Origin of the sequence: Ruminiclostridium josui JCM 17888 (assembly GCF_000526495.1) — a bacterium.
GTDB classification, from domain to species: domain Bacteria; phylum Bacillota; class Clostridia; order Acetivibrionales; family DSM-1351; genus Ruminiclostridium; species Ruminiclostridium josui.
Genome location: NZ_JAGE01000002.1, coordinates 788,509 through 801,855 on the forward strand (window position 1 = coordinate 788,509; position 13,347 = coordinate 801,855).

Here is a 13,347-nt window from a genome sequence, read left to right on the forward strand (position 1 = left end):
GATTTATTATACTTATTTCAGCCAGTATTCGCTACAATCTTTTGTCCTTTCCATATAACCGTATTCAATAAGATATCTTCTTATTGTGGCAAAATCCGGGTAAATTGCCTTCAATATTTCATTTACTTCCTTTTCAGAATATTTTCTATTCTTCTCAAACTGCGCTGCAATTTTACTGAGTATTACAATTTTCTTTTTCTCTTTTGGCGAAAAAGCCCTGAGTTTTAGCGGCTCCAAGGATTCAAATAAGGATTCGATAATTTTGTCCTCCTCCGATTTAGTTGTCAAATATCTGTCATCAATCATTTTTGCACCTGCATGAATATTTATTAATTCATCCTCAACTTGTTTTTCCTTTCTTTGAGAATATTTATTCTCCACAAGTTCAAATATGGCAAGAAACAGCTTAGCCTGCTTCGCCTTTTCTCTGAAAGCAAACCTCTGACGTCTAACAGTAGCTGGAGCAACTCCTGTTTTTCCAGCAATATCATTGTCAGACATCCCATTATACATCATAAAAAGCAGCTCTTTTTGATTCTCCGTAATACCAGTATATTTCTTATCAAAGGAAGTCAACGTATCCAATATATCCTCATGTTCCTTTTGTCTGTGGATTTGCACAGCCTTTGACGCATCATAGAACCTTCCGCCAATAGAAAACATTTCTCCCAATTCAAAGACTTTTCCGCAGGTAAGACAGGTAAATATACCTTTGTCCGGGTTGTATGAGTATCCTTTTTTAATTTCATCCAAGGATAATTTTAAAATGCTATCAATCATTTTGCACAACTCCTTAAAACGTTTATTAATTCTATAAACATTTTATAATTACATTGATTATTTGTCAACTAGGTTTTAGCAACTCAAAATAAAGCTGTTTATACTTTTATCCCACCTATTAATTTAATTTACCTGTCTTAACATATATTTTTTCCTATAATTATTGAAAATGTATTGACAATATTGTTTTTTACTTTTATAATAAAAAACGCTTTGTGAAAACAAAGCATTTACAAAATAATATTTGCGCCATTAGCTCAGTTGGTAGAGCACCTGACTCTTAATCAGGGTGTCCCGGGTTCGAATCCCTGATGGCGCACCAAAAAATTAGGAAGACATTCATTTATGAGTGTCTTTTTGTTGCTCAATAATAACTGTCTTTTATAAAAAAATCAAAAATGCGTGTCGCAAAACTTAGATTTTATTTTCTATAGCTGTACGTTAGTATAAATTGTATCAATGGAAACAATCATTGATACAATTTTATTCGGGAGTACAGGTAGTAAAAAGGGAGCAAGTCAGTTTTTCAACATCCCATTTTCAAATATTTATATAAAAATCAATCCTTTATATCAGCCTAGCTTCTCCAGAAATTCAGAGCTTTTTTCAACACAGCCCATACATGAAAGCTTTTTTAGCCCCTTTATGTTGCTGCACTGCAGGGCTCCTGCATTTTCAATAAAATAGTTTTCCAGTTCTGCAACCTTCTCACTATCGTACTTACTTAAAATATACTTAACAGCATAGTAAGCTCCGCAAAGGCCATCTGGTGCCCTGCCACTCCCATAATTTCTAAAGCGCTCAACCAAATCATCTTCAATATTGTATTTCTCCTTGAAAGCGCTGAGTACTGCTTGTGCACAATTCATTCTACTGCCATTTGCACCTATATAATTATTTTTAGCTTCAATAGCGGACATTTTATAACCTCCATGATAATTAACTTATTTATATTTCAAGTGCGCCTTTCGGACACTTTATTACACATTCACTGCATTTCAGACAGTCAGGGTGTGTAACCTCTCCATTGCTCCTGAATTTAAGTACATCTATTTCCATGGGACAGGATTTTGTACAAAGATTACAGCTAACACATTTTTCCTTATGGAAAGTTACATTTTTGCTTTTTGAGTCATTGCCGGCCTTAGTAACCCAAGATGCCATTGTACCCATTGGACAAACAACACACCATGCTCTATGACTGTAAACAACTCCTAGAATTAAAGACAATCCAGTGGTTATTAATATCATTCTTACAAACACCTGGCCGACTTGCACCATGTTACCCCATGCAAATGTTAACTGCACCGCAAAAGCCCCCATAAGTACAACTACAAAAAGTAATCTAAACCACTTGTTTTTCATAAGCCGAGGAATCTTCCTATTATGACTTATTTTAGAAAGTAGTATATCATTAAAACTTCCCCTTGGGCAGAAACTTCCGCACCACATTCTTCCTCGAAAGATTGATGCCACTACAGGAGCCAACATACATATTATAGCGGCAATACCTACCTTTGGATATACCAAACCCCCAATACAAAATAAAATAAGCATCAACCATACCCATTTGTGTACAAAACTTTTTAATGTGTTCATTTTTAACTCCTTATATAAATTTTGTGCACCTCGAGGATATATTTATTATATTAAACCACTTTACCATTGTCAATCTATATATTTAAATATTACGATATATAAATATAATTTTATTTACTATATCTTCCAAATTCTATCCCTTAATTTATACTTGAATCTTATTTAATCAAATATACAAAAAAGCATAATAACCCAGAAAAGATAAATTCTAAGGTTATTACGCTTTTTTTATCATTTTTTAGTGATTTCCGCAGCTGCAGCCTTCCTCACCATGATTATGTTCATGACCTGAACATCCGGAACTTGCTGATTTCAACTTCCCATCCATATAAAGCTGTACTGCTTCATCTATATTTCCACTGATTCCCGATATAATCTGTATATTATTTTCTTCAAGCTTTTGCCTTGCACCATCTCCCATTCCTCCGGCTATAACGGTTTTTATACCCAGTGAAGCCAGAAAACTCGGAAGAAGTCCGTGCTGATTTCCTTCTGTACTAACTACTTCCTTGCTTTTTATAGATTTATTCTCTATTTCAACTACTGTAAAACGCTCACACTTTCCAAAATGAGAGGAAATATTGTTACCTTCCGTTGCAATTGCAATTTTCATTATACCGTTCTCCTTTCCAACAGGTAATTTATTTTCAATATAAGATACAGCATTCGCCAAATGTTCATGATTTACTTTTTCAAGCTCACCCTTGTCACATAATTCCGCAATAGACGGATCTATTGGCATTTTACCCAGTACTTTGAGGTTTAGACCTGCCGCTATTTCATCGATTTTGCTTTTGCCGAAAATATTTATTTCCTTACCGCAGTCAGGACATTTTAAATAGCTCATATTTTCAACAATCCCCAGAATTGGAATATTCATTTCCCTCGCCATATTGTAGGCCTTTTTAACTATCATGGAAACCAGATCCTGAGGAGAAGTAACAATAACTATTCCATCCAAAGGGATTGATTGGAAAACTGTCAGTGGAACATCCCCTGTTCCCGGCGGCATATCCAGAAACAGATAGTCCACCTCTCCCCATATTACATCAGTCCAGAATTGTTTTACAACTCCTGCTATAATTGGTCCTCTCCATATAACGGGAGCATCGTCCTGATCAAGCATAAGATTAACCGACATTACCTTGATGCCATTTTGGGATGTTTGGGGATAAATACCCAATTCACTTCCCTGTGCCTTTTGATTAATGCCGAATATTTTTGGTATTGAAGGCCCTGTAATATCTGCATCGAGTACTCCTACCTCATAGCCTTTTCTTCTCATCATTATCGATAAGGTTGAAGTTACAAGAGATTTTCCTACCCCACCTTTGCCACTTACAACCCCAATAACTCTTTTAATTGAATTGAGTTCATGAGTCTTTTCCAAAAAGTTTTGTGGGCGGCCTCCGCCTGAAGGACAACTGCCTCCGCAATCACTTGATCCGCAATCCGTTCCACCACAACCGCATCCATTGTCTACCATATAATTCACCTCGTCATATATTTGTTGGTTTGTGACAGTCCATACAACCCTCACATCTGTCACAGTTTATTGTGCTGCATTCCCCACTTTGTCTCCTGCAGCAACTTCTGCCTGACTCTACCTGATAATTACCCCCGTCTATTCGGATAGTCTTCCCATGCACCAATGCATCTGCCGTCTTTTTCCTTGCAGAATTTATTATACGCTGAAAAGTGCCTCTGGAAACATTCATACTATCTGCGGCCTCATCTTGACCGATTTCCAGATAGTCTGCAAGTCTGATGGCTTCAACCTCCTCAATGCTCAAAATAACCTGAACCTGACTTTTTATTTCGGGATGAAAACACGCATTTCCTGGTATAAAGCCAACTCTTCTGCATTTTTTTGGTCTTGGCATTATTTTCACCTCATAATAATTATGTGCATATGCCCATAATTATTATACCAAATATAAGAAATACGTCAAGAAGTTGGTGCCGCGAAACAATAAAACGGCCATGAAAACCAGTATTTAACTGGTTTTCATGGCCAGAATAAATCGAATTCACTAATTATACATTAACAATTTCTTAACATCCTCTCCGGACAAAGGCTTTGAGAACAGATATCCCTGAATCCTGTCACAGTTATATTTTTTCAAGTATTCCAGTTGTTCGGTATACTCTACACCTTCAGCAATTATAGTCATTCCTAAGGACCTTCCCAATGTTATTATGTGGCGAGTTATAGTTCTTCCCTCCTCGTCTGTTGAAACACTATCGATAAAAGATTTATCAATTTTCAGTGTTGATATTGGAAGCTGTTTTAGATAATTTAGAGAAGAATACCCTTTTCCAAAATCATCTAGAGCTATTCTTACACCCATATTTTTTAGTTTGTTTAGCTTTCTAAAAACAGTAGTAAATGATTCTATTAAAATAGTTTCGGTAATTTCCAACTCAAGACATTCTGGATTAAGATTATAACTATTTATAATATCAATTATTTTACGTGTAAACCCCGACTGGAGAATTTGTATTGTAGATATATTTACCGATACGGTCAAATCTTTTAAACCTTTTTCATGTAACTCTTTTATAAATGCACAAGCCTGATTCAGTACCCATTCACCTAAAGGTATTATTAAATGAGTATCTTCCGCAACCTGAATGAATTTCATAGGTGAAACATTTCCAAGCTCTGAACTTTTCCATCGAAGTAGGGCCTCAAGACCGGTTACTTTTTGTGTCTCTAAGTCAAACTGTGGCTGATAAAATATCTCAAATTCATTTTTTTCCATAGCCGTATGCAGCAGCTTTTCTATAGTCATTCTCTCGGAAAAAGCCTTATCCATATCCTTATTGTAAAGAACATACCTGTTTTTGCCCTGCTCTTTGGCCTTGTACATTGCTATATCTGCACATTTTATTAAGTCCTCTGTACTGTTCCCGTGGTCAGGATATAGTGCTGCTCCAATACTGATAGTAATATGAAGCACGCTGTTTCTGATTTCAAATTCATCCTTGAAACTTTGAAGAACCTGACACATAAACTCTTCTGCCTCAAACTTGTTTTCTATATCATGTATAAGCAGGATAAATTCATCACCGCCAAGGCGGTACAGTGTCCCGATATCTTTTAGAGTCGTTTTAAGTCTTTGGCTTGCTTCGTTTATTAGTTCATCACCAAATTCATGTCCCATTGTATCGTTTATATATTTAAAATTGTCCATGTCAATAAAAAGTAATGCAATCTTTTTTCCTGAATTGTAGGACATAAGCCTGGTAGAATCCTCTATCAGCGAACGCCTGTTAGGAAGCCCCGTCAAAACATCATGCATTGCCAGAAAAGTGTACTTTTCCTCGCTTTGGGCCAGACTTTTTTGTATGGAACGGATTTCTTCAAGTTGATGTTTCAATTCTTCGTCTGAGGCAACTAATTCCTCATATGTTTGTGTTAGCTCCTCATTGCTTTCATATAACTGCTTTCGAATAATCTTAATTTTCTTAATATATACCAATAAAATAACTATAAACAGCGTCAGTATGCAAAATGCTCCTATAACACATAAAACAAGACGTTTGTAAGTTTCAAAAAATGAAAATGGCTTATTTATTATTTCTGCAGATTTAGGTAATTTCCACACTGGTACTTCAAAACGTTTTAACTGCTCATAGTCAAATACTATTCTTGTTGCATTAGGTGATATAATCTTTATATCTGAAGCAGATTCTCCCTTTAATATTCTGACGGCATGTTTTGCTGCGTAGTTTCCATACAGCCTGCCGCTTAGCATTTCTCCGCCGAAGGCTCCTTTGTTTAATCCAAAGTCATATTGGTGATACAAAGGCACACTACTGTGCTTGCTTATTTCTTTGGAAGCCAGATTAAAATCCAACATCTTTCCATTTCCATCACTGTAATAAGTTGCAAAAAAAACGATGCTAGTATTATCCAATTTACTTACAGTTTGCAAAAGTTCATTGAAACTCATATTATTCATTGGTATGGGTTCCAGATTCATTGCTTTTACCTTATCCATCACTAAGCGGCCTGTTGACAAGCCGCTTTCTGAATTATCAAACACCACATAAACTTTCTTTATGTAAGGGTTTATTCTCAAAGCCATTCTGAAAGTTTCTGTAGGATCAATTTTTTCAATTACTCCGGTGTAATTTTTATACCGTCCGGCAATCTCTGAAACATCATCCTGGTTAACTCCTGAAAACACAACAGGTGCATCGGAAAACAATTGTTTTCTATTGATTAATGCATATTTTAATGCAGCATCATCAGTAGTAATTATCAAATCTAGAGGTTTATGTTTATATTTGAATTCGAAATAGTCAGTTAAATAAGAGAATATACTAGAGGTAGGATAATTTTTCCAATCCATATATTCTACATATATACTAGCGTTTGGATATTCTTTCTCAATTGTTTCAATTATTCCTGTATTTTGGTCACTCGTCCATGCCAAGCCTTCATTATACGAATGTAATATCAAAATATTCTTTTTTGGCCAGACATCTTCCATTACTTCATTATTGATTGCTTGAGCAAACGCATTTCCGAAAAAAAATAAAAAAACTACAACTGCAAAGCACTTCACAATAACCTTTTTTGTTTTTTTTGATGTCATTATACTACCTCAAGCCCTTATATATCAGCACCCAGCTGCTGGCTATCCTCTATATTTTTTATAAAACACTTGCCGGCAAATATATAATACCCTACTAATATTATACTAATTATGTTAAAATTTTCAATCTTATTGTCATTTTAATAGATTAAATATAACAATGACTGTTGAAAATTATGAATATTACATTATAATGATATTTATGCATGAACGATAAAAGCATGATTAGAGGGGTTTTATATATGTATTCCATTATTAAATTTTGGCCTTTTTTACTTTTGGTAGTTTCAAATGTTTTTATGACATTTGCATGGTATGGTAATCTAAAATTTAAAAATAGTTCAGTTTCTCTTCCTCTTATTATTTTAATAAGCTGGGGAATTGCCTTTTTTGAATATTGCTTTATGATACCGGCTAACAGGTTGGCTTCAAAGAATTTTGACACAGCTCAGTTAAAAATTATACAGGAGGCTATAACACTGGTTGTTTTTGGTGTTTTTTCAGTACTTTATTTAAAGGAAAGCTTCAAACTTAATTATATCTTATCTTTTATATGTATTTTGGGAGCAGTCTTCTTTGCATTTAAAAAATTTTAGGAGAGAATTTGATGGAAGCACACTACTTAAAAAAACTCTTAAATAAAAAAACCCTCATTTACATCTCTACTATTGTTATTTCTATAGTTCTGTTGTACATAGGGAACAGATTTACCACTAATAATCTTGATATGTTTAAAGGCGTTGACGGTGTTGAAGCCCAAAGTGCAATTGTTGTTAAGATAATTAAAACCAGTAAAACCGAGTATAATCTTGGTGGAGACAGCCCAAATGAGGGAAAGGATATTGCTTTTTCGGCAAAACTTTTATCCGGTAAAGACAAGGGTAAGCAGATTATCGCTCTTCAAACCATAGATCCATTTTCAAGTGGCTCACAAAAAGAAATTGAGCCAGGAGATAAAATAATTTTATATAAACTAGATAACAAGGATTCTGAATTTGATTGGGTCATGGCGGAATATCACAGAACTAATGCACTTTTGGTACTAGGAATCGTCTTTTTTATCCTGCTTCTGATATTTGGAAGATCTAAAGGCTTCAATACAATTTTGTCACTCATATTTACGTTTGCAGCCATTTTTGCCGTTTTTGTTCCAGCGATATTACAGGGCTTCAACATATATATATGGTCCATAATAACCTGTCTTTTTATTATCTGCATGACTCTACTTATCGTGTATGGTCCAAGCAAGAAAAGTCTTGCTGCTGGTATTGGGTGTATGGTAGGTATTCTTGTATCCGGTGTTTTAATTACTTTTATGGACAAAGTATTAAAGCTTACAGGGTTTGTCAGCGAGGAATCTCTCTACCTTTTACGTATTAATACTAAGAATCCCATAGATTTAAAAGCAATAATATTTGCTGCAATTCTCATTGGAGCAATCGGTGCAATAATGGACGTGTCAATGTCAATTGCAGCTTCACTTGCTGAAATGCAGGAAAAACTGGAATATACTCCTTTTAGTTTATTGGTGAAATCCGGAATAGCAATTGGAAAAGATATAATGGGAACAATGGCTAACACCCTTATCCTTGCTTATATTGGCAGCTCCCTATCCGTTGTTTTGCTTCTGGTTTCATATAACAGTTCACTTTTGGAACTACTTAACAAGGAAATGATAGTTGTGGAGATTCTTCAGTCGTTGGTAGGGAGCATAGGTATACTATTTACAATGCCTCTGACATCACTTGTTTGTGCTTACCTGTATGCAGAAAAAATTAAGCTTCCCATTGCAGACAATTCTGACCTTGATATGACAGAAAAGTCTGGGAATGATGAATACAACGACGGTTGGAAATAGTATTTATATAAGTAAAAAATCATCCTCACACAAAAGCCAAAAATGAGTGAGGAGTTTTTGTCTAATAATATTCTAGAAGGCCGGCAGCCTACGCTGCTGGCCTTTATAGAAACTTATTCAAATTGATTAATAATGTCCAAGAACTTGAGTCCAAGTTGCTCCATCATTGGATATTGAAATACAATCATGGCATCCTACTATAACGTATTTGCCATTGCACCAAGCTCCACCATTCATATTAGTTGAAATCTCTGTATTCAATGGGAACCATTTTATTCCATCATTAGAACCAAAAGCCTTGCCCGAACGACCTATTGCAATAATTTTGTAACCAATGGAATTAGATGAGCTATCCATTACAAATACGTCAGTTAAATTAGCTTGGAAGAAACCTGAAACTGTAGATGTCCATGTTATCCCGTCAGGTGAAGTAAGTATTGTACCATTGTTTCCTACAGCTATAAATTTACTGCCGTCCCATACAACGCTTTCCAAGTTCTGGGTAGTACCTGAACTACGTTGAGTCCAAGTTTGCCCATCAGTAGAAGTAAATATTTTACCGTTGTTTCCAACAACCACAAAGGCGCTTCCGTTATATTCCGCCTTATTGAATTGAACCGACGATGAAATAACACTGTAATTCCATGTAGCACCATTAATGGATGTAAGAACAAGTCCGTTGCTTCCAACAGCTATAAATCTTCCATTTGAATATGTAATGCCTTTTATATCATTACCAAGACCAGTTATAGGTTGGTACCAGTTATTTCCTCCGTCAGTAGATCTGATAATTGTACCATCAGGACCCACTGCTACAAAAGCTCCTCCGCCGTAAGCAATACCAACTAAATCATCAATTGTGTTAAGTTTATAGAGTGACCATGTTAAACCGCCATCAGTTGATCTTCTTACTCTTCCGCCAGTACCAACGGTTACAATAACATTACCGTTAGAAGCCACATCATATAACTGCTGACCGTCAACCGCTCCTGCATTTATAACTTCAACGGTATGAGACAGATATTTTATTCTAGCTACTAATCCGCCTCCACCTACAATAATGTCTATATCTTTGAATGTAGCCATATGCTCAAATGCATAAAGGGACAAATCATCTTTTGAAATTTTAACCCATTCAAAACCATCCTTTGAAAAACTAATGTGTCCGCGGGTTCCAGTTGCAAAGAAACCTTTTTCGGTTTCACTCCAAACTACGTTTCTAAAGGATGCATTTTTGTCCTGATAAACAGGTTTCCAATAAACTCCATCATAAGATACTTCTATGGTTCCATTTTCGCCTGTTGCAACAAACTTATCGTTAGCCCAAGCTACTTTTTTTAATAAAAATCCAAATTTAGACTCAACTTGAGGATAAATTTTTTGCTCTTTCCAAACAAAACCATTTTCTGATATCAGGCTTGTCCCTATATCAGTTATAGAATAAAATATATTTCCGTTCCATACAAGACTAGTTACATTAGAAACACTCTCTTTATATGATGCGAATACTTTTTCAGCCTTCACCCATTTATACCCGTCTTCTGAATAAAGTATTGCTCCGTTGCTTCCTGCAGCAACAAATACTTTTCCGTTTGATACCACAGAAGTTAGATTGTAATCAAACTTTGGAGGCATTACCTCTTTCCAGTCATAACCTTCTTCTGAAGTATAAATTGCACCCAAATCACCTACTGCTACAAACTGAGTTCCTCTGCTGGCAACTGAATTTAGTTGGGAATCAATTGGAAGCTGAATGTCTTTCCAATCTACTCCGTTTTCTGTCAACCTAATGATTCCGTAATCTCCAACTGCGGCAAACAATCCGTTGTCATTTGCTGCTATTGACCACAAATAACGATCTTGAGGTGCAGGAAGATCCTCAAAACCTTCAGCTTGGATTACCAGCATAGAAAAACAACTGGTAAAGAGCATACACATAACCAAGAGAATTACAAGATGTTTTTTCATATATACCCCTCCTAATAAATTATTATAGGTATATATTATATGATTTGTATATAATTGTAAATAAAATATGTATTAAATTCCACACAATATATATATTTTTTTATCCGCTCAAAGTTAGAATCTGTCATTTATACGGTTTCTTCGGCTATTAAAATTTTCGTCACTATTTATGGCATCTTCATCACTAGACACATTAATCAGTTTTTCATTATTATCCTGGTGAATCAGCTTTTCAATTTCAAGCTGATTTTTAGCCTTTATTTCTTCAGCCTTAACCATTGCATCTGCTTTAATTTGCTCCTTCTTTATCCTATATTTAAGTACTAACTCAATTGTAAGATAAACTGATAATAGTACTGATATAATTGCTATTACTGTATTTAAATCCATAAAAATCTCCTTTATTCTGTTATCAAATCTACATCTGCTTTTATAAAATCAATTAAATCCTTTGGGCTTACCTCAACCTGAAAACCAATTTTCCCACCACTGAAAATAAATGTATCCAAGTTTTTACAACTACTGTCAACAACTGTTTTATAGTCCTTTTTCATTCCTATTGGTGAACATCCTCCCCTAATATATCCTGTAACCTTATTAATTTCATCAACTTTTATCATCTCTATTGACTTTTCTCCCACTGCTTTTGCAGCAGCTTTAAGGTTAAGTTCTTTGCTAACGGGAATTACAAATACATAATAATTTTTGCTATTTCCTCTGGTTACAAGAGTTTTATAAACTCTTTCAACGGGTTGTCCGATTTTTTCGGCTACTGAAACACCGTCTATGGCACCGCCTTTACTGTCATATGTATACACATTGTAATTGATTTTAGCAGTATCCAAAATTCTCATTACATTTGTCTTTTGAATTGCCACACAAAACCACCTCTTCTATATTATTCCAAATCATTTTGAGGAAATCGAAAATGTCCTATTATTCGGTCATCTTTGCTCCATTTTAAAAGTAAGTTCTCTTCCATTGGAAATGTGCTTGAGTTGTGTATTATACTAGGAACTCCATCTCTCCTGCGTTTATCCGATATTATAGCAACATGGTCACTGTTTTTCAATACTACTATATCACCTGGCTGCCACTCATACAAGTTTTTCCTATCAAAGGGTTTTACCTCTGTTGTCAGATTAGTAGCAAATTTCTTGAAAAATACATACTGATTTTTTACACGTCTGAAATCTATATTGGGATCAGGTATAATTACACCCTTTTTGTAATCAATTGTATTCTTTGAAATATCAGCATCCATATGGGCCTTCAAATCATATCCTGCGTTTTTTAGTGCTCTCCACACAACATCAGTACATACACCTTCTGATTTCGGCGGATATCCTCCCTCATAGTAAGTACTTTGGTACTTTGTTCTGTTGGATATCTCCAGCCTGGCACCCTGTACTATATCCTCATTATCAGGTATTCCATCGCCATCCATATCTCCATGGCAAATTATTCTATCAATTTTAACCTCCCCTTTAAGAAAGAAAAAAGCATCCTGAAAGGCAAAGTGGCTGTAAGATAATAATGCTATAAAACCCACTGCCAGTATTATGGATGCTAAAAATACAAACCTTTTCATTAAATCACTCCAACCTTCTTGAGCTATTTATTGAATTCATGTTCTTTCAAAGGTATATGTATTCAGTAATTATTTATTTCAGACCATAAATATCCTCTTCTATGCAAATACGTGCTCTTTGCGCAGTCTTTGGATCTGCATTAAGAGAATTTTCCAAAAATTCTGGATTGTTTATCAAGAAATTTTTCATTGTACCTGTGGGATTATCCAGATACTTCATCAGCAAATCGTATTGCTCCGATGAAATATATCCGCCTGAAAGAGCACCATCAAAAAGCCCTTTATCAACATTCATAAGTGCATGGGATTGTACACCTGCGTCCTTTAATTTTTCAGTACCGCCCTGTAATCTGTCTATTACCACAAGACTGTATTTCAAATTACCTTTGAGTTTATTAACAGCCGGAATCCATGCACGCAAATAGCTGGAGGCCTCTGTTATAATATCTGCAATATGAAGGACATTTGCTCCTCCAAGGTCAGTAACATCTGATGATACTCCATCTTTATACAATACAGCTGTCATGTCCTTGAATATTGTTATGTGTGGCATTTTTAGTATATCTGCTATTATCAGTGAAAAGAACCAATCCCTTCTTTCTCCTCCTGATATATATCCTATATCTTTTATATCAATATTACTCTTTATATATTCACACATGGTCGTTATTAGACCTCTGTATATATCGTCAGTTTCAAAATTTTTATGGGCAAGTTCAAGTATTATCTCTGAACAATCCATTTTGTTTTCTTTGCATACATCAATTACCTTTAAAAGGCTATTTGCCTTTTCTTCACTGCCATAAAGAAAATGTGTATTTATGTAATACGGGCCTATCTTGGATGACGTATACCAAAATGGCTTGTTTTCAGGACATATCCTGACGGCGTTGGTTTTAAACAGCCAGTTGATTAAATTATTTTTTTCCATTGTTAACCTCCCA

The 13,347-nt window shown here is 35.1% G+C and carries 13 protein-coding genes and 1 tRNA gene; 3 read left to right on the forward strand and 11 right to left on the reverse strand.

Annotated features, from left to right (window positions below):
• Positions 1-12: 12 nt before the first annotated feature.
• The gene (locus K412_RS0119725; protein ID WP_024834688.1) at positions 13-780 is read right to left on the reverse strand and encodes a DUF2087 domain-containing protein; all 768 of its coding nucleotides are present in this window, start codon (positions 778-780) and stop codon (positions 13-15) included.
• A gap of 246 nt (positions 781-1,026) precedes the next feature.
• On the opposite strand from K412_RS0119725, the gene K412_RS0119730 reads away from it, so the two are divergent.
• Positions 1,027-1,102: transfer RNA gene (locus tag K412_RS0119730), tRNA-Lys, on the forward strand.
• 250 nt (positions 1,103-1,352) lie between these two features.
• Here the strand turns inward: K412_RS0119730 and K412_RS0119735 are convergent.
• From K412_RS0119735 to K412_RS0119755, 5 genes are all read right to left on the reverse strand, one after another.
• Positions 1,353-1,700: a C-GCAxxG-C-C family (seleno)protein gene (locus K412_RS0119735; protein ID WP_024834689.1), complete on the reverse strand. Its 348-nt coding sequence runs from the start codon at positions 1,698-1,700 to the stop codon at positions 1,353-1,355.
• Between the two features lie 28 nt (positions 1,701-1,728).
• Positions 1,729-2,379 (reverse strand): 4Fe-4S binding protein, encoded by a 651-nt coding sequence (locus tag K412_RS0119740; RefSeq protein ID WP_024834690.1) that lies wholly within the window; start codon positions 2,377-2,379, stop codon positions 1,729-1,731.
• Between the two features lie 238 nt (positions 2,380-2,617).
• The gene (locus tag K412_RS0119745) at positions 2,618-3,865 is read right to left on the reverse strand and encodes an iron-sulfur cluster carrier protein MrpORP (RefSeq protein ID WP_024834691.1); all 1,248 of its coding nucleotides are present in this window, start codon (positions 3,863-3,865) and stop codon (positions 2,618-2,620) included.
• A gap of 13 nt (positions 3,866-3,878) precedes the next feature.
• Positions 3,879-4,262, reverse strand: coding sequence for a DUF134 domain-containing protein (locus K412_RS0119750; protein WP_024834692.1), 384 nt, complete (start codon positions 4,260-4,262; stop codon positions 3,879-3,881).
• A gap of 150 nt (positions 4,263-4,412) precedes the next feature.
• Positions 4,413-6,986, reverse strand: a complete 2,574-nt coding sequence (locus K412_RS0119755; protein WP_024834693.1) for an ABC transporter substrate binding protein — start codon at positions 6,984-6,986, stop codon at positions 4,413-4,415.
• 242 nt (positions 6,987-7,228) lie between these two features.
• Here K412_RS0119755 and K412_RS0119760 point away from each other — a divergent pair, with 242 nt between their 5' ends.
• Positions 7,229-7,582: a DMT family protein gene (locus tag K412_RS0119760; RefSeq protein WP_034848393.1), complete on the forward strand. Its 354-nt coding sequence runs from the start codon at positions 7,229-7,231 to the stop codon at positions 7,580-7,582.
• Positions 7,583-7,593: 11 nt separating this feature from the next.
• Positions 7,594-8,844 carry a YibE/F family protein gene (locus tag K412_RS0119765; protein ID WP_024834695.1) on the forward strand — a complete coding sequence of 417 codons (1,251 nt, stop codon included), beginning with the start codon at positions 7,594-7,596 and terminating at the stop codon, positions 8,842-8,844.
• Between the two features lie 126 nt (positions 8,845-8,970).
• Here K412_RS0119765 and K412_RS0119770 read toward each other — a convergent pair whose 3' ends face one another.
• From K412_RS0119770 to K412_RS0119790, 5 genes are all read right to left on the reverse strand, one after another.
• A complete protein-coding gene (locus tag K412_RS0119770; RefSeq protein ID WP_024834696.1) occupies positions 8,971-10,812 on the reverse strand; it encodes a beta propeller repeat protein in 1,842 nt (613 codons plus the stop codon).
• Positions 10,813-10,926: 114 nt separating this feature from the next.
• Positions 10,927-11,202 carry a hypothetical protein gene (locus K412_RS0119775; RefSeq protein ID WP_024834697.1) on the reverse strand — a complete coding sequence of 92 codons (276 nt, stop codon included), beginning with the start codon at positions 11,200-11,202 and terminating at the stop codon, positions 10,927-10,929.
• A gap of 11 nt (positions 11,203-11,213) precedes the next feature.
• Positions 11,214-11,690, reverse strand: coding sequence for a Cys-tRNA(Pro) deacylase (gene ybaK / locus K412_RS0119780; RefSeq protein WP_024834698.1), 477 nt, complete (start codon positions 11,688-11,690; stop codon positions 11,214-11,216).
• Positions 11,691-11,710: 20 nt separating this feature from the next.
• Positions 11,711-12,403, reverse strand: coding sequence for a DUF1287 domain-containing protein (locus K412_RS0119785; protein WP_024834699.1), 693 nt, complete (start codon positions 12,401-12,403; stop codon positions 11,711-11,713).
• 73 nt (positions 12,404-12,476) lie between these two features.
• Positions 12,477-13,334, reverse strand: coding sequence for an orotate phosphoribosyltransferase (locus K412_RS0119790; protein ID WP_024834700.1), 858 nt, complete (start codon positions 13,332-13,334; stop codon positions 12,477-12,479).
• Positions 13,335-13,347 lie beyond the last annotated feature (13 nt).

What these genes read in the sequence shown, in the direction of transcription:
- K412_RS0119745 (WP_024834691.1), bottom strand. Translation starts at nt 3,865, where the DNA reads ATGGTAGACAATGGATGCGGTTGTGGTGGAACGGATTGCGGATCAAGT.
- K412_RS0119765 (WP_024834695.1), top strand. Translation starts at nt 7,594, where the DNA reads ATGGAAGCACACTACTTAAAAAAACTCTTAAATAAAAAAACCCTCATT.
- K412_RS0119760 (WP_034848393.1), top strand. Translation starts at nt 7,229, where the DNA reads ATGTATTCCATTATTAAATTTTGGCCTTTTTTACTTTTGGTAGTTTCA.
- K412_RS0119740 (WP_024834690.1), bottom strand. Translation starts at nt 2,379, where the DNA reads ATGAACACATTAAAAAGTTTTGTACACAAATGGGTATGGTTGATGCTT.
- K412_RS0119785 (WP_024834699.1), bottom strand. Translation starts at nt 12,403, where the DNA reads ATGAAAAGGTTTGTATTTTTAGCATCCATAATACTGGCAGTGGGTTTT.
- K412_RS0119770 (WP_024834696.1), bottom strand. Translation starts at nt 10,812, where the DNA reads ATGAAAAAACATCTTGTAATTCTCTTGGTTATGTGTATGCTCTTTACC.
- K412_RS0119790 (WP_024834700.1), bottom strand. Translation starts at nt 13,334, where the DNA reads ATGGAAAAAAATAATTTAATCAACTGGCTGTTTAAAACCAACGCCGTC.
- K412_RS0119775 (WP_024834697.1), bottom strand. Translation starts at nt 11,202, where the DNA reads ATGGATTTAAATACAGTAATAGCAATTATATCAGTACTATTATCAGTT.
- K412_RS0119725 (WP_024834688.1), bottom strand. Translation starts at nt 780, where the DNA reads ATGATTGATAGCATTTTAAAATTATCCTTGGATGAAATTAAAAAAGGA.
- K412_RS0119750 (WP_024834692.1), bottom strand. Translation starts at nt 4,262, where the DNA reads ATGCCAAGACCAAAAAAATGCAGAAGAGTTGGCTTTATACCAGGAAAT.
- K412_RS0119755 (WP_024834693.1), bottom strand. Translation starts at nt 6,986, where the DNA reads ATGACATCAAAAAAAACAAAAAAGGTTATTGTGAAGTGCTTTGCAGTT.
- K412_RS0119735 (WP_024834689.1), bottom strand. Translation starts at nt 1,700, where the DNA reads ATGTCCGCTATTGAAGCTAAAAATAATTATATAGGTGCAAATGGCAGT.